This is a genomic window from Marichromatium bheemlicum, from assembly GCF_012276755.1.
In the GTDB taxonomy this organism is placed as follows: Bacteria; Pseudomonadota; Gammaproteobacteria; order Chromatiales; family Chromatiaceae; genus Marichromatium; species Marichromatium bheemlicum.
The window spans coordinates 24,014-45,696 of sequence record NZ_JAAXKX010000010.1; the positions used below are offsets into that span (position 1 = coordinate 24,014).

At 68.1% G+C, this 21,683-nt stretch carries 13 protein-coding genes and 2 tRNA genes; 5 read left to right on the forward strand and 10 right to left on the reverse strand.

All coding sequences use genetic code 11. The features are described 5' to 3' along the window. Positions 1-15 precede the first annotated feature (15 nt). The 5 genes from HF203_RS08595 to uvrC form a co-directional block, all read right to left on the reverse strand. On the reverse strand, positions 16-2,103 hold the full coding sequence (locus tag HF203_RS08595) for a DUF4407 domain-containing protein (RefSeq protein WP_168668685.1): 2,088 nt from the start codon (positions 2,101-2,103) through the stop codon (positions 16-18). Between the two features lie 114 nt (positions 2,104-2,217). Further along, positions 2,218-2,293, reverse strand: a tRNA-Gly gene (locus HF203_RS08600). Between the two features lie 135 nt (positions 2,294-2,428). Continuing rightward, positions 2,429-2,504: transfer RNA gene (locus HF203_RS08605), tRNA-Gly, on the reverse strand. Between the two features lie 62 nt (positions 2,505-2,566). Beyond that, the gene (gene pgsA, locus HF203_RS08610) at positions 2,567-3,133 is read right to left on the reverse strand and encodes a CDP-diacylglycerol--glycerol-3-phosphate 3-phosphatidyltransferase (RefSeq protein WP_168668687.1); all 567 of its coding nucleotides are present in this window, start codon (positions 3,131-3,133) and stop codon (positions 2,567-2,569) included. 4 nt (positions 3,134-3,137) lie between these two features. After that, positions 3,138-4,985 carry an excinuclease ABC subunit UvrC gene (uvrC, locus tag HF203_RS08615; protein ID WP_168668689.1) on the reverse strand — a complete coding sequence of 616 codons (1,848 nt, stop codon included), beginning with the start codon at positions 4,983-4,985 and terminating at the stop codon, positions 3,138-3,140. 171 nt (positions 4,986-5,156) lie between these two features. Here uvrC and HF203_RS08620 point away from each other — a divergent pair, with 171 nt between their 5' ends. Then, positions 5,157-6,485: an SPOR domain-containing protein gene (locus tag HF203_RS08620; protein ID WP_168668691.1), complete on the forward strand. Its 1,329-nt coding sequence runs from the start codon at positions 5,157-5,159 to the stop codon at positions 6,483-6,485. Positions 6,486-6,498: 13 nt separating this feature from the next. On the opposite strand, the gene HF203_RS08625 is transcribed toward HF203_RS08620, so the two are convergent. From HF203_RS08625 to HF203_RS08635, 3 genes are read right to left on the reverse strand one after another with little or no spacing between them, the layout of a single operon-like run. Further along, positions 6,499-8,850, reverse strand: a complete 2,352-nt coding sequence (locus HF203_RS08625) for an efflux RND transporter permease subunit (RefSeq protein ID WP_168668693.1) — start codon at positions 8,848-8,850, stop codon at positions 6,499-6,501. A 25-nt stretch (positions 8,851-8,875) separates the two neighbouring features. Next, positions 8,876-10,108: a DUF1302 family protein gene (locus tag HF203_RS08630; RefSeq protein ID WP_168668694.1), complete on the reverse strand. Its 1,233-nt coding sequence runs from the start codon at positions 10,106-10,108 to the stop codon at positions 8,876-8,878. A 7-nt stretch (positions 10,109-10,115) separates the two neighbouring features. After that, positions 10,116-10,901 (reverse strand): outer membrane lipoprotein-sorting protein, encoded by a 786-nt coding sequence (locus HF203_RS08635; protein ID WP_168668695.1) that lies wholly within the window; start codon positions 10,899-10,901, stop codon positions 10,116-10,118. Positions 10,902-11,683: 782 nt separating this feature from the next. On the opposite strand from HF203_RS08635, the gene HF203_RS08640 reads away from it, so the two are divergent. Beyond that, entirely contained in the window at positions 11,684-12,487 is an 804-nt protein-coding gene (locus HF203_RS08640; protein WP_246221712.1) for a helix-turn-helix transcriptional regulator, read from the forward strand. Here the strand turns inward: HF203_RS08640 and HF203_RS08645 are convergent. Beyond that, a complete protein-coding gene (locus HF203_RS08645; protein WP_168668697.1) occupies positions 12,460-13,215 on the reverse strand; it encodes a 4'-phosphopantetheinyl transferase family protein in 756 nt (251 codons plus the stop codon). The two genes, HF203_RS08640 and HF203_RS08645, sit on opposite strands and share 28 nt — an antisense overlap. A gap of 406 nt (positions 13,216-13,621) precedes the next feature. Here HF203_RS08645 and HF203_RS08650 point away from each other — a divergent pair, with 406 nt between their 5' ends. From HF203_RS08650 to HF203_RS08660, 3 genes are all read left to right on the forward strand, one after another. Then, on the forward strand, positions 13,622-15,760 hold the full coding sequence (locus HF203_RS08650; protein ID WP_246221713.1) for a TonB-dependent receptor: 2,139 nt from the start codon (positions 13,622-13,624) through the stop codon (positions 15,758-15,760). 13 nt (positions 15,761-15,773) lie between these two features. Next, a complete protein-coding gene (locus HF203_RS08655) occupies positions 15,774-17,054 on the forward strand; it encodes an MFS transporter (RefSeq protein WP_168668698.1) in 1,281 nt (426 codons plus the stop codon). Positions 17,055-17,470: 416 nt separating this feature from the next. Next, positions 17,471-19,534, forward strand: coding sequence for a TonB-dependent receptor (locus HF203_RS08660; protein WP_168668699.1), 2,064 nt, complete (start codon positions 17,471-17,473; stop codon positions 19,532-19,534). 297 nt (positions 19,535-19,831) lie between these two features. On the opposite strand, the gene HF203_RS08665 is transcribed toward HF203_RS08660, so the two are convergent. Further along, the gene (locus HF203_RS08665) at positions 19,832-20,962 is read right to left on the reverse strand and encodes a Gfo/Idh/MocA family oxidoreductase (RefSeq protein ID WP_168668700.1); all 1,131 of its coding nucleotides are present in this window, start codon (positions 20,960-20,962) and stop codon (positions 19,832-19,834) included. Positions 20,963-21,683 lie beyond the last annotated feature (721 nt).

The following is a 21,683-nucleotide window of genomic DNA, read 5'->3' on the forward strand; positions in this document are numbered from 1 at the left end:
GTCAATCGACCTCGATCAGGCCTCGCTTGACTCGTCCTCGGGCGCCCCCTCCTCCGGAGAGGCGCCCGTGAACAACCACTGCCCCAGCCCCTCCTCGATCAGGCCGATCCGGGTCAGCAGATTGGTGTGTGCCAGGGCAGCGGCATCGACACCGCTACGCGCCGTGCTCAGCTCGACGACCAGGGCCTGCACCCGCTCACCGAGCCGTCGGGCCCGGCGTGACCCCGACGGCAGCGTCGCCAACTGTGCGCGCGTCTGCTCCAGCGCGCCTTCGACCCCGACGACCCTGGCACGGGCCGTGGCCAGGCGCTCGCGTTCGGCCAGTTCCTGCGTCTGCAGCCGCTCGAGCTGGCGCTCCGCCCGTACTTGGCATGCCTCGGCCCGCTCGCGCTGGCGTGCCACGGCACGGATCCTCCGCTGATCCTGGGACTCCAGCTCCAGGGCCTGCATGCGCTGTTGGTGTAGGATCTCGCTCTCGCGCTCACGCCACCGTTGCTCTTCACCGAGCTGGTGCAGCTCGGCATCGAAACGCGCCCGGCGCTGACGCAAGGTCTCGCGCTCCCGATCCTGGTCGAGTCCCCACTCCACCTCGCGCTGGGCGCGACGCTGCGCCAGGTCCTCGCGCAATGCCTGCGCCAACGCCTGATGCCGCAGCTCCAGCTCTCGGGTCTGGGCGGCGAGTTCACGAGCACGCCGCTCACGCGCCAGCCCCTGCTCCTCGGCGAGGTTGTGATAACGGGCCTGTTCCAGTGCCGCCGCCAAGCGCTGCTCGCGTGCTGCGGACTCCACCGGGGCGGCGGCCTCGAGCATGGCCAGGCGCTGGGCATGGAAGGCGGCGGGATCGTGCTCGTGCGCGTGCCAAGCGGCGGCGAACTCGTGCGGCGAGAGCCGCCGCGCCGGGTCCTGCCAGTGCTCGAAGCCGGGGATCGCGGCCAACCCACCACGCAGATACTTGCGGTACTGACCCTGCAGACGATCGTCGAAATAGGCACGCACCGCCCCCGGTTCGAACAACTTGAGCGCGAGCAGCGCGCAGAAGAGGATGGCGAGCAGCGCCTGGGTGAAGCCCTCGACGGTCTCGAAGTGCGGCACGCCGCGCTCGTCGGAGCGCGCGCGCAACGCCTCGAGCGCCTTGGAGCGGGCGGCGAAGGTCAGGCGCGGGGGTTCGGCCGGAGGTTGCGCGGCGACGAGTTCGGCGCGAAGACGTTCGCGCTCGGCCTCGCCTGAGGCACGCAATGCATCGAGCCGCACGGCGAGCGCGCGCAACCGCTGCTCGATGTCCGCGCGCTCGGCGTCAACCCCGCCGAGCCGTGCGCCGAGTGCGGCCTCGGCACGCTCGAGCTCGGCCTCCTGTTCGCCGACCTGGCGCTCCCAGCGTCTGGCCTCGGGCCCATAGCCGGGCGGGCGCCCGGCGCGACCGTGCAACTCGTCGCCGAGCCGCAACCGGGCGGCGGCCAACTCCTCGCGCAGTAGTTCGAGCCCGGGGGCGGCGGCCGCCTCGATCCGCGCACGCCGCGCCCGCACGCGCTCGAGCGTCTCGGTGAGGCGCGCCCGCTCGCTCTCCAGGGCCGCGATCCGTGCGCCGGTCTCGCGCGTCAGCGGCGCCAGACGCTCGGCGAGCCGGGCCTCCAACCGCGCGGCACGCTCGACATGATAGCGCTCGACCTGACGCTGGTGGTGGAGGGCGATGTCGTCGGCGCGGATCAGCCGCGCCAACAGGGGCGCGGTGACATAGAGCGAGAGCGCGACGATGAGGATGCGCACCAGCACCCCGACAAACCAGCGCAGACGCCCCCCGAGACCACCGCGCGGTCGCTCCGAGAGCATCAGCGAGGCATCGACCACCCAGATCACGGTGAACATCAGCAGGAAGAACAAGCCCCCCGCCGGCCAGCGCAGCCAAGGGCTCGCCTCGGGCACCAGCGAGGCGCCGACCAGCCCCCAGACCACGCCCTCGAGCAGGGCCATCAGCAGGATCAACAGGGTCGCGAAGCCGAGCCAGGTGCGCACGGCGGGGGTGAGCAGCGCCGCGCCGTAAGGACGCAGCCGCAAGCGATCGAGCAGCAGGCGCCCGGGGCCCGGGCGCGACCATCCATTCGCCATCTCGAGACCTCGGCAAAGACGACGACAGCGATGCTGTCGACCAAGGGGAGATGGGGATGGGAAATGACAGGCACAAAAAAACCGGTACCTTGAGGCACCGGTTTTTTCAAGATTTGGAGCGGGAAACGAGACTCGAACTCGCGACCCCAACCTTGGCAAGGTTGTGCTCTACCAACTGAGCTATTCCCGCTTTACTTTTCGAATTTTAACGTCTTTCGTGACGTTGTTCAAGTGTTTTCTTGAACTGGTCGATAGCGCTGATGCAGCTTGCCGACCAAAAAGCCCGATCGCCTCAAACCCGCGAAGCGGTCGTTCTTTCGGAATTTGGAGCGGGAAACGAGACTCGAACTCGCGACCCCAACCTTGGCAAGGTTGTGCTCTACCAACTGAGCTATTCCCGCCGAAAGAGATGCCCATTATAGACGACATCTCCGGGGCGTCAACCCCTATCACAACATTTTTTTCATTCGCCCTGCCGGGTGCCGCTCAGGCTCGGCCAAGCCGCGCGCAGATAGAGCATCATCGACCACAGCGTCAGGATGGCGGCGACATAGAGCAGCACCACACCGAGGTCGTAGAGCCAGGGGCCGAAGACTGACTCGCGCAGGATGAGGATGGCGATCGAGATCATCTGCACCGTGGTCTTGATCTTGCCGAGCTTGGAGACGGCCACCGCCGCGCGATCACCGATCTCGGCCATCCACTCGCGCACCGCCGAGACAGCGATCTCACGACCGATGATCACCATCACCGGCAGTGCCATCAGCACCCGCGGGTCGGCCTGCACGGCCACCACCAGCGCCACGGCCACCATCAGCTTGTCGGCCACCGGGTCGAGGAAGGCGCCGAGCGGTGAGGTCTGGCTCCAGCGCCGCGCCAGATAACCATCGAGCCAGTCGGTCAGCGCTGCGGCGCCGAACACGGCAGCAGCGGCGTAGGCGGCCCAGGGAGTATCGAGATAGAAGACGGCGACGAACACCGGGATCAGCAAGATCCGCAGCAACGTCAGCAGATTGGGGAGGTTCCACATAAGGTCAGGGTCCAGCGGCCTCGCGGTGGAGGGCATCGTAGATCTGTTGGGCCAGGTGCCGGCTGATCCCTTCGACCCCGGCGATGTCCTCGACACCGGCCCGGATCAGGCCGCGCATACCGCCGAATTGCCTGAGGAGTCGCTGTCGGCGCTTGGGACCGATTCCGTCGATGCCTTCCAGCACCGAGGTGGTGCGGGCCTTGGCTCGCCGCTGGCGGTGGGCCGTGATCGCAAAACGATGGGCTTCGTCACGGATCTGCTCGATGAGATGCATGGCCGGCGAATCGCTCGGCAGTATAACGGGCGCCTCCCGCCCCAACAACCAGAGCTGCTCGGTGCCGGGGCGTCGGTCCGGCCCCTTGGAGACGCCGACCAGGCACTCGATCGACATCCCCAGCTCCGCTAGCGCGGCGGCCGCGGCGTTGAGCTGGCCGCGCCCGCCGTCGATGAAGAGCACATCGGGTGTGGGCGCCTCGCCGCGTTGGACCCGGGTGTAGCGCCGGGTCATCGCCTGGGCCATAGCGGCGTAGTCGTCGCCCGGGGTGATGCCCTCGATATTGAAGCGACGGTAGTCGGACTTGCGCGGCCCCTCGCCGTCGAACACCACGCAGGAGGCCACCGCGCGCTCGCCTCGGGTGTGGCTGATGTCGAAGCACTCCATCCGGCGTGGCGCGGTATCGAGCGCCAGCGCCTCGCGCAGCGACTCCAGCCTGAGCCCGTAGCCGGCGCGACTGCCGAGCCGCGCGCGCAGCGCCACCTCGGCGTTAGCGCGCACCATCTCCAGCCAGCGCGCACGCTCGGCGCGTACCCGCGACTTGATCCGCACCCGGTGCCCGGCGTGCTCGCCGAGCGCCTGCTCGAGCAGCCCCTGCTCCTCGACCGGCTCGCTGACGACCAGCTCGCCCGGGACCTCGTGCCCGGCATAGAACTGAGCGAGGAAGGCCGCGAGCACCCCACCGGCATCGGTTTCCTCAGGCACCTGCGGGAAGAACGCGCGGGTACCGAGGCTGCGCCCGCCGCGCACGAACATCACCGCCACACAACTCAAACCACCCTCCTGCACGCAGGCGAGCAGGTCGAGATCCCCGCCCTCGCCGCTGACGTACTGGCGCTGCAGTACCTGACGCAGCTGCTCGATGCGGTCGCGCAGCTCGGCGGCGTGCTCGAACTCCAGTGCCGCGGCGGCCTCATCCATCTCGGCGACCAGCTCGTCGATCAGCTCGGGCGCCCGCCCCTCCAAGAACTTGACGGTACGCGCCACGTCGGCGGCATAGGTCGCCTCATCGACCAGCCCGACACAGGGACCGCTGCAGCGCTTGATCTGATATTGCAGACAGGGACGCGAGCGGTTGCGAAAGACGGCGTCCTCGCACTGGCGCAAGGGGAAGACCTTCTGCAACAACTGCAGCGTCTCACGCACCGCCCAAGCGTTCGGGTAGGGTCCGAACAAACGGCCCGTGCGCGGGCACGCGCCGCGATGAAAGGTCAAGCGCGGGAAGCGGTCCTGGGAGGTGAGGAGGATGTGCGGATAGCCCTTGTCGTCGCGCAGCAGTACATTGAAGCGTGGGCGCAGCGACTTGATGAGGTTGCTCTCGAGCAGCAACGCCTCACCCTCGGTGCGGGTGACGGTAATGGCAATATCGGCGATCAGGCTCACCATCAACTGGATACGACGGTTGAGCTGACGGCTGTGGCTGAAGTAGCTTGCCACCCGACGCCGCAGGCTCTTGGCCTTGCCGACATAGAGTACCGTGCCCTCGGCGTCGAGCATGCGATAAACCCCGGGCGACTGGGGGATGCCCTGGAGCAGGTGACGGGGATCGGATCGGTTGGCCTGTTCTGCGACACTCATGCAAGGATTCGTCTCGTCGGCCCCGCCGAACGGGGCGGCATCGATTGATTGTGCGCGATCCTGTCCCTGATCGGCGTTCGCTTCCAATATGGGGGCAACCACGGTCGACTGCCCGCCAGCGGCTGACCCGCTACGACCGAGGACCAGGAGCCACTGCGCGAGGAACGTCGGATGACAGATGAGAACCCCCGGCCACAGGCCACCGAAGCGGATGCAAAGCATGATCGGGACGCCGCCCTGATCGCCACCATCAGCCACCGTCTCGCCCGGGTCGCGGAGCAGGACCCTGAGGGTAGCGAGGCCCTGGTCAACAGCCTCGGGCGTGCGCTCGGACAACTCGACCAGGGACAGATCGGGATGCGCGAGCGCATCTATCTCGCCGAGATCCTCCAGGCCTTCGAGGACCTGGAAACCGATCCGCGCCAGCTACGCACCCTCGAGCGTCTGGCCGAGGACCTGATCGCGCCGATATCGGAACACGCCCCCCCGGAGAACACCCTCGAATCGCTGTTCGAGGACCCACTCCCCGGCCGCGTCCACCAAGCCGAGGACGCCGCGCCGGAACCGCAACCCGATCGCGCGCCCGCGCCAACACCCGAACCACCGCCCCGCCCGCAGCCGGAACCAGAGCCAGAGCCAGAGCCAGAGCCGGAACAGACGTTCGCCATCGAACCCGATACCAGCGGTGTCCATGAACTCGATCCACGCGCCGGGGAGCCCGAACCTCCCGCGTCGCCCCCACCGCCGCCACCCCAACCCACGCCACGCCCCCGTCCTCCCCGGCCACGGTCGACACCGGAGGAGACCCAGAGCGCGCCGACCCAACGGCTCGACCTGCGTGATCGCAAATGGTGGGAGAGACAACTCGAACGCGTCAAGCTCCAGGGGGCGGCCGGGCTCGGGGCACTCGGTGGTGTCCTGGTGTTAGTGATCGCGCTGTCCTGGTGGCATCTCGGGGGCGCAATCGCACAACTCGGCGGCGGCCTCGACGACGAGCCATTGCGTGCCATCCAGGGACTCGAGACCCAGGTCTCAGCACTCCAGGCCGAGGTCCGAGCGCTCACTGACAGTCTCGAGGCGACCCGGATGGAACTCGCCGAGGCCCGCCAGCCCCTGCCCGACACCGCGCCGGCAGAGATCGACACCAGCGCCACCTCACAGCGCCCACCCGCCCCTCCGCCCCCGGCCACGCCGACACCCTCGCCCGCGCCCGGACGCCAGGTGGTCCTCAAGGAGATCCGCTACACCCTGCAGCTCGGCGCCTTCCTCAGCGAGGAGCGCGCCGGGCGCTTCCAGCGCCAGCTCGCCGCCCAGGGGATCGACACCTGGCGCATCGACAGCGGCCCGGGCAGCGGCTGGATCGCCATCACCGAGGGCATCTACCCCGGCTGGACGCCCGCGGCCACCGCCCTGGCCAAGCTCCCCCGACCACTGCGCGACGCCGGCGCCTGGGTGCGCGAGCTGCCGGTCGGCACCGAGCTCTACACCGGGCGGCGCTGAGGCCGCCCGGCCCTCACCCCCGGCGTGACCGGGGGTCGAAGGGACGCAGCCGCTCGAGCAGCACCGGGGTGACGAAGAAGTCGGTGAGCAGCGCCGCACCGATCCCCAGCGCCACCAGCGCGCCCATGTGGATGAACATGTTCACCGTCGAGGCGAGATAGACGGAGAAGTTCAGCACCAGCACCACCGAGGTCAGCACCAGGGCGACGCCGACGCTGGTGAAGGTGCGCCGGATCGACTCGACGTAATCGCCACCGGTGCGCTGGTGCTCGAGCCGGGCATGGGCGATGAAGTGGATGCTGTCGTCGACCGCCAGCCCCAGCAGCATCGGCATGATGGTCACCGTCATGATGTCCATCGGGATCCCGCTCCAGCCCATGGCGCCGCCGACGGCGAGCGCCGGGGCGACGTTCGGGATCATCGCGATCAGGCCGATGCGCACCCCGCCGAAGACCACCATCATCAGCACCCCGATGATCACCAGCGCCACCATGAAGGAGCCGAGCTGGCCCCAGGTGACCTGGTGCATCATGTAGGTGTACTGCGCGATCGAGCCGATCAGGTACACCTTGGCGTCGGGGAACAACTCGGCGGCGCGGGTGCGGATACGCTCGAGCTCGCGCTCGGCCTCCTCCGAGTCGTAGTCGCTGACCTCGATCATCATCCGCAGTCGCTGGTAGTCGTAATCGACCCAGCGCGCCGCCTCGGTGCCGCCTGCGTTCTCGTAGAGCAACAGCAGCTGGGCGAGCAGCTGGCGATCCTCCGGCAGCCGGTAGTCGGCGTCGCCGCCGCCGAACACCGCCTGGTGCAGATCCTTCACCACCAGGTTGAGCGAGGTCACCCGCTTGGTCAGCGGGAAGCCGAGGATCTCCTCGCGCAGCTGGTCGAGCTTGGCGAGGTTGGCCGGCTCGCGCGCCTTGTCCGGGGCGTCGAAGGCGATCGCCAGGTCATAGGCGTAGAGCGAGCCGACCTCGCTCTCGGCCACCGCGTTCATCCGCGCGATATAGGGCACCTGCAGCCCCATGGTCTCGCGATAGTCGAACGAGACGCGGAACTGACTGAGCCCGGCCACGCAGCCCAGGGTGAGCAGCAGGAAGACGGCGATCACCGCACGCGGACGGCGCAACACCCAGCCGCCGAAGGCGCCGAGCAGCCGCTCCAGCGGACGGCCACGGGGGCGATCGCCCGGACCCGCGTCCGGCGCCGGGGCGCGATCCCGACCGAAGCTCAACAACACCGGCAACACCAGCACCACCAGCGCCCAGGTCACCAGCACCAGGCTCGCCGCGGTGTAGCCGATCCAGTGGATCGGCTGCAGCGGGATGAGCAGGAAGGAGAGCATCGCCGCGGCCGTGGTCAGCGCGGTGAACAGCAGCGGCCAGCCGGTCTCCTCCAGGGCATGGAGGATGGCCGCGCGGCGCACGCCGGTGACGAGGAAGCGACGGCGGAAGTGGTTGATGACATGGATCGAATAGCCGATCGACACCGCCATGCCGAGAAACAGCGGCAGGAACACCAGCGAGGGGTCGATACCGACGCCGAGATGCCCTTGCACCCCCAGCACCATCGCCATCGCCGCCGCCGCGGTGAACAGCGGGAAGAGCACGCCCCACACCGAGCGCAGCGTCACCGCCAGGATCAGCGCGCTGACCAGCAGCGAGATCCCCAGCAGGCGCGGCGCCTCGGCGTTGAAGAACCGCTTCTTCTCGTAGTTGACCGCCGGCAGCCCGGTGACCTGCGGGCGCATGAAGGCGTACTCGGGCTGGGCGGCGATCTCGCTGCAGCTGCGCCCGACCTGCAGGTCCGGGCCCTCGCTGCGCGCGACCTCGCCATAGCCGTGGAGGCGCAGCATCACCCAGGTCTGGGTGCCGTCGGCCGAGACCAGCCGATCGCGGATCGACGGGCGCGACATCGCCAGGGCGCGGATCTCGGCGAGCGCCGCGGCCGACTCCGGCACCGGCTCGGGGACCAGCTCGGTGATCTCCAGCCCTTCCTCGCTCCCGAGCATGAACTCCAGGTCGGTCAGCGACAGCACCTCGTCGGCATGGGGGACGCGACGCTCCAGCTCGGTGCCGAGCGCGCGGATGCCGCGCAGCACCTCGGGGCTGAACACGTCCTCGTGCTCGATCAGCACCGCGCAATAGTCGCTGTTGCCGAAGATGCGCTCGAAGTGGTCGTGGTCCTGACGCATGGCGTCGTCTTCGAGCAGCCAGTTGTCCGGGTCGACATCGCTGTGCAGGCCGCCGATCCCGGACACCGCCCCACCGAGACAGAGCCCGACGCCGAGCAGCACCCACAGTCGGCGACGCAGCAAGGTCTCGGTGAGCCGGCGAAAGCCGAGGTTGACGCGCTCGATCCTCAGCATGACGCGCCCCCGGTGGCGGCGCGGGTCAGAAGCTGTACTTGAGCTTGAGCCATAACTGGTCGTTCTCCTTGTAGAAGGCGAAGGCGCCCTCCTCGCCGCCGAACAGGTCGAGCCCGAGACCGGCGTGGAAGCGGTCGGTGACCGCGTAATCGAGGCTGAGGCGGTTGTAGTAGCCCTGCTCGTTGGGACGGACGAAGAGCAGGTTGCTGAATTCGAGGGTCTCGCGCAGCAGATCGGCGGTCAGCCCCAGGGTGAGCACCGGGGTGTGGGCCTCGCTGGCCAGGCCCTGGCCATAGCCGGGGATCCAGGCGTCCGAGACCTGGGCGATCAGCGTCCAGTTGTTGCCCGGCGTCCAGTCCAGCCCGAGCATCCAGTGCAGCAGGTCCTCGCGGCGCAGCGGGTCGCGCCAGTCGGCGGGTTCGAAGCGCTGCCCCTGGATGTAGACCGCCTCGCCACGGAACACGAAGCTCTGCCACGGACGGGCGAACTCCAGCCCCCAGAGGGTCAGGCGATGGTGGCGCGGCACCAGGGTGATGGCGCCGTCGGCGCCAGACTCGCGATCGAGGCTCGGCAGGTCCTCCCAGGTGTGGAGGACGGAGACGGCGAGGTCGAGCCCGGCGCCGTAGTAAGACCAGCGCGCGGCGAACACCCCCGCGTCGAGGGCGCTGCCGGGACGCTCGACACCCGCGCGCGCCACCCCCTCGGGGACCGGGTCGGGCAGCGCCCAGACCTCGCTCGGCGCGCGTCCGGGCCGAAAGCGCGGCGACCAGATCAGCGTGATCTGGCTGGAGTCGTCGAGCCGGCGCAGCCGTAGCGCGTCGACCCCGAGCCGCACCTCGTCGAGCTCGCGGGTGAGCGACTCGGAGCTGTCCAGGGTCGAGACCCGATCGACGATACGCAGCCCGTCGGCGCGCCCCCAGATCACCACCTGGCGACCGAGGCGCGCGTCCCAGCCGCGCCCGACCAGATCGAGATAGCCCTCGTCGAGCTCGATCCGGTTGCCCTCGAAGGCGAGGTCACGCTCGGCGGTGATGCGCGCGAACAGCTGACGATCGCCCTCGCCGGCGTAGAGCCGCAGCCGCGCCCGGGCGCGCGAGCCCTGGGTGTCCTGGGGGGCGGCGAGCTGCAGCGCCTGATAGGTCTCGACGAAACCGTCCCAGCTCAGGGTGTCGAGCAGCTCGCCCGCCGCCGCCGGCGACAGGAGGCCACAGCACAGCAGGGCGGCGACGAGCCGGCGCGAGATCGACGGGAACGACACGGCGGGGTCAGCGCAGATGGCCGCGCTGGATCGCCGAGACCTCGAAGAGCGCGTCGCGCAGCCCGGTGTCGTGGGCGATCTCCTCGATGGTCATCAGCGTGCGGTGGTCCTGCTGGACGTTGTGCATCTCGGTGCGGAACTGCACCCAGAAGCCGTCCTGCTGGCGCGCCTCGAGCACCCGCAGCACCTTGAGCAGACCGCGGTGGTCGTAGAACTCGACCTTGATCGGCAGATCGGCATCCTGGCGCACCCACACCTGCTTGCGGACGTAGAGTTCGTCGTCGCCCCTGGGTACCGACTCCACCACCCAGCAATCGTGACCGTCGAGGCGTTCCTCGCCGATCAGCGTGTGGGTGTCTTCCTCGACGCTGCGGTCGCCTAGGTCGTCATAGGTGAAGTCCGAGCCCATGAAGGCGTCGTTGCGCGACTCGCCCATGATCCGCCGCACCCGCTTGAGTGCGGGCAGATAGAGCCAGCGGTCGTCGTCGCGGGCGATGTCGTCGTACTCCCAGGTGAGGAAGGCGGTGCCCTTGACGTCCGGCGGCGACTGCAGCGCCATCACCTTGCGAGTGTCCGGCCCGTCGTCCTTGGACAGCACCAGCATCCGCCGCACCCGGGTGCTGCCGTTGCTGTTGATCAGCTCCATCACCATGGTCGAGCGGCGATCCTCACCGTCGGGACGCTGATCGACACGGGTCATGATCTCCTCGCCGGTGGGGGCGGCGAGGGTCGTGGCGGCGGTGAGCGCGAGCGCGCCAGCGAGCAGGCGGGATAACAATTGAGCGCTGGGCATCGACGGGGTCCTCTGATCGGTTTCGGGGAGACCCCCAGCCTATGAGTCGCCCCGCCCCGACGCTCCCCGCATAGGGTCGCGCGCTGACCCGATCTGAAGTTTTCACCTCCACGAGCTGCCGAGCAGCCCGATGCCGCGCTCGGTCAAGCGCCTGCGGCGAGCAGGCCTCGTCACATCGTCGTCACACTCGAAAGGGGCGAGGCCTCTTCAAGCTCAACGCCGCCTCCGGGCGTTCGGCATGACCTTGGACCTTAGGTGCCATTCACCGCCATGCAGGCAACCCCCTCGCGAGACGGCCGCGTCGCTCCCGGCGAGGATTCACCCGGAACCGCCGTCGCACGACTACCGGCCCACCCCGGCGGCCAGAGGCAGAACGCACGCCGGGCTGACCTGGGGTCATGAGACGTCGAGACCCGATGTGGCTCGCCCGGCGAGGCAAAACACAAGTGCCCTCATGGGGCGCACCGACACGGTCGCTCCGTTCGATCCGCAGCTACAGGCATCTTCGTTGAAACCGTTGCAAATAAGATTAATTCTTGTTTAGGATTTAGGCCGGCCTCCTCCACAGGGTCGCACTCGCGTGATCGATCCCGATTGCGCGGCCATCACTCACCCCCGACCCCCTTCAAACCGATATCGGTGGTCACTGCATTCAGGAAAGAGACATGTCTTGTCCCCAGGAATCATTGGCCGTGGCAAAACAACGGGCATCGCAAACACCGTTGGAGGTTCACGAGGTACTGCATGGTATTCAGGTCAGGTCAGCAGGAGTCTGCCCGGGGATGAAGGCCGTGCTCTACAACGGCGACGGTCAACACGAAACCCAGGGGGTCTTGATCAACACCAGCGGTCAGGTGCACTTCACCTGTCTGTTGCGCGAGACATCACAGGCACAGATCCGCGACCGCCTGCTTTGCCCTCGGATCGGCGAGGGCTGCATCGGTTTTGCGCCCGGAGAACGCTTCGTGGTGCGCTATGGCGCACGCTACCAACAGGTCGACCTAGCCGTCGCCCCAACACTCCTCGGCGAACTCATCGGCGAGGACTTCGACCAGGTCAGCGAGGCAATCGCGCAAGGGTTCCTGATGCGCGCCAGCCGTCCCGGCAACCGCACCATCGCCGCCGCCACCCGCCTCGCCCAGCGTATCCAGCAACCCGATCCGTTGCTGCTGCATGCTGCCGCACTCGAATACCTCGGCTGGTTGCTGCACGGGCTCAGCCCCGACGAGCGCAACCCACGCACCCCGCTGCGCGAGCGACGCTGTCTGCTCGCCGCGCGCGATCGCCTGCTCAGCAACCTCAGCGAAGCACCAACCATCGCCGAGCTGGCCCAGGACACCGGGCTCAACCAGCTCAAGCTCAAGCAGGGCTTCAAGGCGCTGTTCGGCACCAGCATTTACGCCCTCTTCCAGCAACACCGCATGGACCGCGCCCGCCAACTGCTGCGCCAGCACAGCGTCACCGAGACCGCGCTGATGCTCGGCTACAGCAACATCAGCCACTTCAGCGCCGCCTTCCGTAAACAGTTCGGGGTGCTGCCGAGCGAGACACGCCGACACTACCTCGGCAACACCGGCGCAAACTGAGCCGCGCCCCAGCTCAACCGCCACCAATCCACCCGCGTCCAGCAACGCCGACAAGCCAGCGCCAGGTGCACGCCGCCGTCGAGACACTGGTGTCGCGCGTACCAGCACTGTCCGCGACAGCGACAGCGATAGCGCCCATCGCCCTGGGGACGCAACGCGAGCGTGGCGAACTCGACCCCGAGCCCAAGCCCGACGCCCTTGGTGACCGCCTCCTTGAGCGTCCAGGTGACGTAGAAACCCTGCTCGACCGACACCGGCAGCGGCTCTAGCCGATCCGCCGGGTGCCCGATCGTGATCCCCTCGATGCCACGGTGTCGCGCCGCCGGTTGCTCCAGGTCGACCCCGACCGCACCCGCCGGGTCACAAGCGAGCGCCACCCAGTCACCGGCGTGCGACAGGTTGAAGGCGAGCGCGCCGTTCGCCAGCGCGGGCTTGCCGTAGGCCCCCTGCACCAGCGCCAGCGCCCTCGGCCTCACCCCGAGCAGCGCCGCCAGCACCCGCCGCTTGAGCGCGTGTGCGCTCGCGCAACGCAGCCGGTCGGCGGAGCGACGATAGCGCACACAACGCGCCTGCTCCGGCGCCGACAGCCAGGGCGCGAGCGCCTCGCCATTCGACGCCAGAGGCGCCATCACCACCAGCGGGCGCTCCAGCCCGCCGGCCAACATCGCCTCGACCCCGGACCAGGGACACTCGCGCCAGTCACCACCCAACACCCACGCATCCTCCATCCGACACGGCGCGGGCAGCACCGATCCGATCCTGGCCGCGAAGAATCCCGATCGGGGTTCATGACTGCCGATCCGGGGAGCCGCCCCCAATTCAGCGAATGATAATTGATATCAATTTAACCCCCTCAGTCCCACGTTCCACCAGGGATCGGGGAACACCTCTTCATTCGCCTGACACCCCGGAGACCCGCCATGGACCACCCCCTCGCGCGCTGATCGCCCGAGACGGCGCAAGGCCCATGGGACACGCCACCACACACCAAGCCGTCCACACCACGCCCTTGATGAAGCAACACGGGCCTATGGGCCGGGCGATATCGCTCGACGCCTTCACGGCGCAAGCCACACAGATTTTCACCACAGGGCCCACACGGCCACGCATCGCCAAGACTAAAGAAGGACGTAGATGAACACACGAGAGCACCCCAGCATGTCGCTGCGCCAGGGCCAACCCTTGCTCCTGGCGCTGGTCGTCGGCGCGAGCGGACTGACCACCCTGCCCGTGGCCACGCACGCGGCGGGCGCGGAGACCGGGGAGGCCTCGGTCTCGCTGTCGACCATCACCGTCACCGCCCGACGCGGCGAGGAGCAGGCCAAGGAGATCCCCTTCGGGCTCAGCGTGCTCGGCGGCGAGCAGCTCGAGGAGCAGCGTCTCGACAACCTCGAGGAGGTGCTGGCGACGGTGCCCGGCGTCGACATCAGCGGCGACGGCGGTCCCAACAACGCCAACGTGCGCATCCGTGGCGTCGGCTCGCTCTACCAGCTCAACATGGACGACAACTCGGTGGTGCTGAACGTCGACGGGGTGTCGATGTCCACGCGCAACCTCGCGCTCGGCATGCTCGACATCGAGCGCATCGAGGTGCTCAAGGGGCCGCAGGGCACCCTGTTCGGACGCAACAGCGAGGCCGGCGCGATCAATGTCACCACGCGCAAGCCGACACGCTATTTCGAGGGCCACGTGCGCGGCGAGGTCGGCGAGCTCGGACGCAAGATGGGCGAGGCGGTGTTCAGCGGCCCGATCTCCGAGCAGGTGAGCGCCCGCGTGGCCTATCGCAACACCACCTCGGATCTCTGGGTGGAGAACAGCCGCGACGGCGAGCCGCTGATGCGCCCGCACGAGCAGACCCTGCGCGGCACCCTGCTGTGGGAGATCGGCGCGGGCACCGAGGCGACGCTGGTGGCCGAGCGCTACTCGATCGAGCACCAGGCCAACCTGATCGTCGCCCAACCCTATGGCGATCAGCCGGCCAACGACCTCACCCCGGGGCTGTTCGACGACAACGAGCGCAAGACCGAGCGCTACTCGCTGGAGATCAACCACGATCTCGCCGGCAGCCGGCTGAGTCTCATCACCTCGCTGGTCTCGACCGATATCGTCAAGTGGAAGGCCTATGACCGCACCATCACCGAGCAGGTCTTCGGTTTCCCCGGCGAGGTCGCCTTCCTCGACACCTCGGAGCAGGACGAGACCAGCCAGGAGCTGCGCTGGTCGTCGCTGCCCGATGCCCCGGTGTTCTGGGTGACCGGCCTGCACCTGTCGCAGTCCGACCGTACCTTCGACACCCTCGACACCATGACCGGCAACTTCTACGCGCGCGACTTCAGCAGCCAGAGCGCGGCGCTGTTCGGCGAGCTGACCTATCCGCTCGGCGATGCGCTGAAGCTCACCGGCGGCGTGCGTCACTCCTGGGACGAGAAGGATTACGCGGCGAGCTATCGGCGCGGCGCCACGGTGACCCGCGACGAGCGCGACCTCAGCGACGACTACACCACCGGGCGACTGGCGCTGAGCTATGCCCTCAGCGAGGAGACCAACCTCTACGGCCTGCTCGCCCGCGGCCACAAGTCCGGCGGCTTCAACGACTACGCCTCCAGCATCGAGGGCAGCACGCCCTACGACTCGGCCAGCGTCAACACCCTCGAACTCGGCTTCAAGCACGAATCGCTCGACGGGCGCTTCACCCTCAACGGCGCGCTCTTCTTCAACCGGGTGAAGGACGACCACCTGCTCGGCTACGACGCCCACACCTTCGCCGCCACCGCGATCAACGCCGACACCGAGAGCAAGGGCGCCGAGCTGGAGGGCCGCTATGCCTTCGACAACGGGCTCTCGCTCGCCGCCGCGCTCAGCTATACCGACGCCCAGATCACCAGCGACGCGCGCGGCGTCTCCGGCGGTGACGTCGACGACGGCAACCGCGTCCCCGAGGTGCCGCGCTGGGGCGCGAGCCTGAGCCTCGGCCACGTCAAACCGCTGCCGGCCGTCGGCGGGCTCGGTCCGCTCACCCTCAACACCCAGCTCAGCTATCGCTTCGTCGGCGAGCGCCCCGGCGACCCGCAGAACACCTTCGACCTCGACGCCTACCAGAAGCTCGACCTGCGCGTCGGCCTCGCCGCTGGCAACGCCGAGCTCTATCTGTGGGCCGACAACCTGCTCGACGAGGACTACGACCTCTACGCCTACCAGTACACCCCGACCCTGCGGATCGGCGCGCCGGCGCGCGGGCGTACCGTCGGGCTCGGCGTCAACTACTTCTTCTGAGACCTGATCCGTGATGAATGATCCAACCCGGACCAAGACCCCGAGGTCCACCTGGTGGCTGCTCGCCAGCCTCTACACCACCCAGTACCTCGGGCTCGGCTTCTTCGTCATCGCCCTCGCCGCGCTGCTGCGCGAACAGGGCGCGCCGCTCGACCAGATCAGCCTGGTCTATATGCTCGGGCTGCTGTGGGCGCTCAAGTTCCTCTGGGCGCCGCTGGTCGACCGCATCGGCGTGCGCCGCTGGGGGCACTATCGCGGCTGGCTGATGCTGATGCAGGCGGGGATGATGGCCTGCTTCCTGCTGATCGGCGCCTACGACCTGATCGACGACTTCTCCACCATCTATCTGCTCTGCGTGGTGGTCGCCCTGCTCTCGGCGACCCAGGACATCGCCGCCGACGGGCTCGCCTGCCGGCTGATCCCGGCCGAGGAGCGCGGCACCGGCAACGGCATCCAGGTCGCCGGCGGACTGCTCGGCAACATGCTCGGCGGCGGCGTGGTGCTGATGGCCTATCCCTATCTGGGGTGGGTCGGCAGCATGGTGGTGCTCGCCCTCGCCACCGGGGTGGCGCTGGTGCAGCTGCTCGTCTTCCGCGAGCCGCGCTGGCCGGTGGCGACGACCGCGCGGCCCCGGCTGCTGCCGCGCATCGGCGGGCTGTTGCGCGCCCGCCCCGGGCGCTACTGGCTGGCGATGCTGCTGCTCTACCCGCTCGGCTACAACCTGATGTTCATCCCGCTGACCCCGATCCTGGTCGATCTCGGCTGGTCGGTCGAGCGCATCGGCTTCACCGTCAACGTCTTCGGCTCGGTGGTCGGCATCATCGGCGCGCTGGCCGCGGGCTGGGTATTCAACCGCGTGGCACGACGCAACGCGCTGACCGGCGCGGCGCTGTTGCAGATCATCGGGGTGGGTGCCGTCGCGCTGCCGCTGCTGGGGATGACCGACACCCTCACGGTAATGCTCGCCATCGGCGCCTTCTTCCTCTGCTGCAATCCGGCCACCACGGTGCTGGCGGCGGTGATGATGGACCACGCCTCGCACGACGCCCCGGCCACCGACTACAGCCTGCAGTTCAGCCTGAGCATGGGCTTTGCGATGGTCGCGGCGACGGTGAGCACCTCGCTGGCCGAGCAGCTCGGCTATCTCTCGGTGATCTGGACCGCGCTGGCGGTGGCCGTCGTCGCCCTGCTGCTGGCGCTGCCCTACCGCTTCCAGCCGGTGTTCCCCGAGGGTGAGTCGACGGAGGACGCGCCCGCGCTGAACCCCGCCGTGGTGACGGGCGATGCGCGCTGAGCCCTCGCCCCACCTCGCCCCGGCCGGCGGCGCGGCGGCGGCTGTTCTGCCTGCCGCATGCCGGCTTCCGCGTCGAGCCCTTATTCCCCGGCGGGCACTTCTATCTCAGCGACGCACCGGGCGCGGTGATCGCCCGACTGAGTGCGTTGCTGACCCCGTAGCCACGTAGGTTGGGTTGCCCGCTCACCAGGAGGCGATGGCGGGCGCGACGGGCAACCCAACGAACCCGATCGATCGCCGGTTGCCTCTTCTGTCTCGTAATGACGTCGGGCGTGATGTGACATCCCGGGGCGTGATGAGAGGGCGTGATGGGACATCCAATCCACGGGGTCCGTCGGGTAGGCAAATCGCTGAACCAACCCATGCGACGGGTGCGCCGCACCCTGTCGTACGGCAATCGACCGATTGAGATGAACATGCACCGTCACCTCACACCCCTGCTGTTGATCGTGCTCTCGCTGGGCACACCTGTGGCAATTGCCGACCCTGCCGCCGATCACGTCCTGCCGACGCTCACCGTCACCGCCGAGAAGCGCGAGGGCGAAGCGCGGCGCGTCCCCGCAAGCATCAGCGTGCTCGACGCCTCACAGATCGAGGAGGCCGATATCGACGAGACCGCGCGGGTGTTCGAGCGCGCGCCCAACATCCACCTCACCCGCACCGGCCCGGCGGCCTCCTTCGCCACCTTCGCCACGGTGCGCGGCATTACCTCGTCGATGGGCGGTAGCCCGGCGCTCGGCTTTTACGTCGACGACGTCTACTACCCCGGGCTCGACATCGGCCTGCAGGACATCGAGCGCATCGAGGTGCTGCGCGGCCCGCAGGGCACGCTCTACGGGCGCAACACCGAGGCCGGGGTGATCAATGTCGTCACCAAGCGCCCCGGCCACGTCCCCGAGGCCCGCGCCGAGGCCGGTTACGGCACCTTCGACAGTGCCACGCTGGCGGCCATGGTCAACGGCCCGGTGGCGATGGACAACGTCTTCGCCCGGCTCTCGGCGCGCTATCAACACTCCGAGGGCTATTTCGAGACCGTCGAGGGCGACGACGAGGTCGGCGCCTGGTCGCGGTTCGACGGTCGGCTCGGCGTGCGCCTGACCCCGACCCCGGACCTCGACATCGATCTCAGCCTCGACCTGCAACGCTACCCCAGCGACCACTACGTCGGCTTTGCGCCGCTCACGGCAAGCGACCGCCGCCAATACATCGATGTCGATTACCTCGGCGAGACCGACAAGACCGCCACCGGCAGCGCACTGCGTATCGAGCAACAGCTCGACGGCATGCGCCTGCTGTCGATCACCGCCGCGCGTGACGAGTCCTTCCTCACCGACATCGACGCCGACTTCACCGCGGTCGACCTCTTTCGATTGCGGCTGGAGAAGGACGTCCGTCTCTACAGCCAGGAGCTGCGACTACTCTCCGACCGCGCCGACAGCCCACTGCGCTGGCTGTTCGGGGCCTATCTGTTCGCCGAAGAGGACGCCCGCGATTACCGCACCCGGCTCAACCTCGGCAATATGGGCACACCGCTCGGGATCGGCCACATCCGCCAACGCAGCACCACCGACACCCTTGGCACCGCCCTGTTCGGCGAGACGAGCTACACCTTCGCCGAGCGCCTGACCCTGACCGCCGGGCTACGCTGGGACCGCCAGACCAAGGACTTCGACTACCGCCAGCGGGCCGATGCCTTCACCGGCTATGTCGACATCAGCGGCAACACCGATGAGACCTTCACCGCCTGGCTGCCTAAGTTCTCCTTGAGCTATGCCTTCGACGACGACCTGCTCGGCTATGCCACCGTCTCACGCGGCTTCCGCAGCGGCGGCTTCAACGACAACGAGAACCTCGGCACCCCCTACGACTCGGAGTTCACCACCAATTACGAGATCGGCCTCAAGAGCACCTGGTTCGACCGCCGTTTGCAGCTCGACCTCGCGCTCTTCCAGATCGACTGGACCGAGCGCCAGGTCGAGGTGTTGACCCCGGTCGGCACCGCCTTCTACATCGAGAATGCCGGCGAGGCACGCAGCCGAGGCGTCGAACTGGAGTTCTTCGCCCGCCCCACGCCCCGTCTCGACCTCAGCGGCAGCGTCGGCTACACCGACGCGGAGCTGACCGACTACATCCGCGCCGGGATCGACCTCGGCGGCAAACAGGTGGTCGACGCCCCCGAGCACACCGCCAACCTGAGCGCCACCTACCACCTCGACGACGGCTGGTCCCTCAACGGTCGCTTTCGCTCGGTCGGACGGATCTTCTTCGACGCCGCAAACACCGTCTCCCAGGACAGCTACCAGGTGATCGACGCCAAGCTCAGCCACCAAGGCGCGCGCTACGAGATCGCCCTTTGGGGCCGCAACCTGCTCGACGAGGAATACGTCACCCGCGCTGCTCAGGGCGGCGGCAACGCCTGGTACGGCATGGCCGGCGAACCGCGCACCATCGGGATCGAAGGGGTGTGGTACTGGGATTGAGATCGGCCACGACGCACCGCCCCGGCCCCGTCGGTTAGGCGAGCGGAGCGCGGCGACGATGGGCACGCTGCGTTTTGCCCATCCTACCGGCGAGCCCGGCGGCTGGGTTGCCCGTCTCCACCAGTCATCCGAAGTCGCGATGACGACCGCAACGGGCAACCCAACAGACCCGATCAACACCCGAAGACGATTGAGATCATCGTCAAACGACGGCGTAGCCGTTGGGCTGCCAAGGATGGACAAGCCAACCGACTGGGATCGGCGTCGAGGCTGGCATGTCCCATCGTTGCAGCGCGCTCATTTCTCCAGTTTTTTCTGACCGCACCCTGCGGGCCTCTTGCGGCCCTTGCGCCGTACCAACTTTTCCAGTGGTAGCGGTTCCGGAGAGACCGGACGGATCAGCTCCGGGGTGCCGAGCTGACCGCTCAGCTCGTGCCAGGCGAGCGAGACATCCAGCGCCCAGCGCCCCGTATGGACACGCCGCTGCGGGTCGGCGATATCAGCGCGTAGGGCATCGAGCGCCCGTATCATCGCAGTTGGCCAGATGCGGGCAAAGATATCGTGGAAACTCGGCGGTGGCGCACTGTCGAGCAGGCTGGTGCTGCGACAGGCGAGCCGCTCGGTCCCCGGCCCGGAGAGCTGTAGCCGACCATTGGCGTCGCGCGGCGAGTGCATGCGCGCGTTCCACAACACCGGCCCATGGGTATCGCTCAGGGTGAGTACGCCGCCGTCGCAGAACAGCGAGATGCGATGCATCAACAGACCATGGTTGTCCGGATCCTCGGGATGGACCTGGTTGTGGACGTGAAGCGTCGTCGGCACCCCGGCGATGGTCGCATAGAGATTACTGAACGGCTGCCCCGGCGGCGGTGGGCAACTATTGAACGACCAGGGGCGCAGCCCACCGAGGGCGTGTCCGAGCAGGTCGAGCAGCGGATAGCTGACCTGGCTGTTACAGGCGGCATCGACGCAGAGGATGCGCCGGCGGCGACGTAGCTGTTCGGCAGCGGCCAGGAACTGGCGGACCGGTTCGAGGTTCGGGTACAGGGTGTTGATCGCGTAGGCGGTATCGTTGGCGCGTGACAGGCGCAGGCACTCGGTGATCTCGGCGGCATGGACCGGGTGCTCCTGGAGGACGTGGAACCCACGCGCGAGCAACCGCTTGGTCAGCTCCGTGCCGGGGCTGCCGATACTCCCCGAGCGTAGTACGACGCAGACGATCTCGACATCCTCGGGGATATCACCGATGTCGGTGAAGAGCGGGACCCCGTGTTCGCGGGCGCAGCGCATCGAGTGGTTGCTGCCACGCGCGAGGATCCCGGCGAGTCTGTACTGCTTGGGCGCAAGGCCAATCGCGTCGAGATAGATACGACCGAACCCGGTTCCGGCCACCACGACCTTACAGGGAGTGGGACGCACTATCCGCATGACGGCCCGATTCCATCACCCTGGGTCCGACGACGACGAGAGGTGCGCGATGGTGGAGGCCAGGGGGGCGGTGCGGTCCCGGTGATGCCACGAGGGGCGGCGCGAAGGCGGTCGAGGCGACACGCATTAGTGTGCTCGCGGCGAAGCAGACGGCACCCGGTGCGACGAGAACGACCGGGGGAGACGGAGACCGAGACCAGGAGGAGCCTTGGGTTCATGGGGATTCCCTTCCGCGCACGGCGCTGTTATCCGCTTCGACCGACCAGACAACCGCAGGAGATGTAATGACTGGCGCGCAGGATGATGTCAAGGACATCCCGCCAGCCGGCGGATACAGACCAGTCGCAGCAATCACATCGCCCGAAGACGCAAACCGGCGCCTCGCGATCAGTCTTCGCGCGCTCGTGCTCGAAGGGACTGGAGACGAACGCGACGATGGGCACGCTGCACTTTGCCCATCCTACGGGCGCACGGATATACGGCCTGGGGTGTTTGACGGGCCCCGTAGGTTGGGTTGCCCGGTCACCGATCCTCAAGGTGAGGATGACGGCCACGACGGGCAACCCAACCTACCGGGCTGGGCGCACAGATGTACGGCCTGGGGTGTTTGGCGGGCCCGGAGGTTGGGTTGCCCGGCCACCGATCCTCAAGCTGAGGATGACGGCCACGACGGGCAACCCAACGAGCCCGATCGACGCCCGAAGACGATCGGGATCATCGT

Excerpts from the sequence above, each read along its gene's own strand:
- pgsA (WP_168668687.1), bottom strand. The coding sequence starts at position 3,133 with ATGTGGAACCTCCCCAATCTGCTGACGTTGCTGCGGATCTTGCTGATC.
- uvrC (WP_168668689.1), bottom strand. The coding sequence starts at position 4,985 with ATGAGTGTCGCAGAACAGGCCAACCGATCCGATCCCCGTCACCTGCTC.
- HF203_RS08635 (WP_168668695.1), bottom strand. The coding sequence starts at position 10,901 with ATGCCCAGCGCTCAATTGTTATCCCGCCTGCTCGCTGGCGCGCTCGCG.
- HF203_RS08645 (WP_168668697.1), bottom strand. The coding sequence starts at position 13,215 with ATGGAGGATGCGTGGGTGTTGGGTGGTGACTGGCGCGAGTGTCCCTGG.
- HF203_RS08665 (WP_168668700.1), bottom strand. The coding sequence starts at position 20,962 with ATGCGGATAGTGCGTCCCACTCCCTGTAAGGTCGTGGTGGCCGGAACC.
- HF203_RS08650 (WP_246221713.1), top strand. The coding sequence starts at position 13,622 with ATGAACACACGAGAGCACCCCAGCATGTCGCTGCGCCAGGGCCAACCC.
- HF203_RS08595 (WP_168668685.1), bottom strand. The coding sequence starts at position 2,103 with ATGGCGAATGGATGGTCGCGCCCGGGCCCCGGGCGCCTGCTGCTCGAT.
- HF203_RS08655 (WP_168668698.1), top strand. The coding sequence starts at position 15,774 with ATGAATGATCCAACCCGGACCAAGACCCCGAGGTCCACCTGGTGGCTG.
- HF203_RS08625 (WP_168668693.1), bottom strand. The coding sequence starts at position 8,850 with ATGCTGAGGATCGAGCGCGTCAACCTCGGCTTTCGCCGGCTCACCGAG.
- HF203_RS08640 (WP_246221712.1), top strand. The coding sequence starts at position 11,684 with ATGAAGGCCGTGCTCTACAACGGCGACGGTCAACACGAAACCCAGGGG.
- HF203_RS08660 (WP_168668699.1), top strand. The coding sequence starts at position 17,471 with ATGCACCGTCACCTCACACCCCTGCTGTTGATCGTGCTCTCGCTGGGC.
- HF203_RS08620 (WP_168668691.1), top strand. The coding sequence starts at position 5,157 with ATGACAGATGAGAACCCCCGGCCACAGGCCACCGAAGCGGATGCAAAG.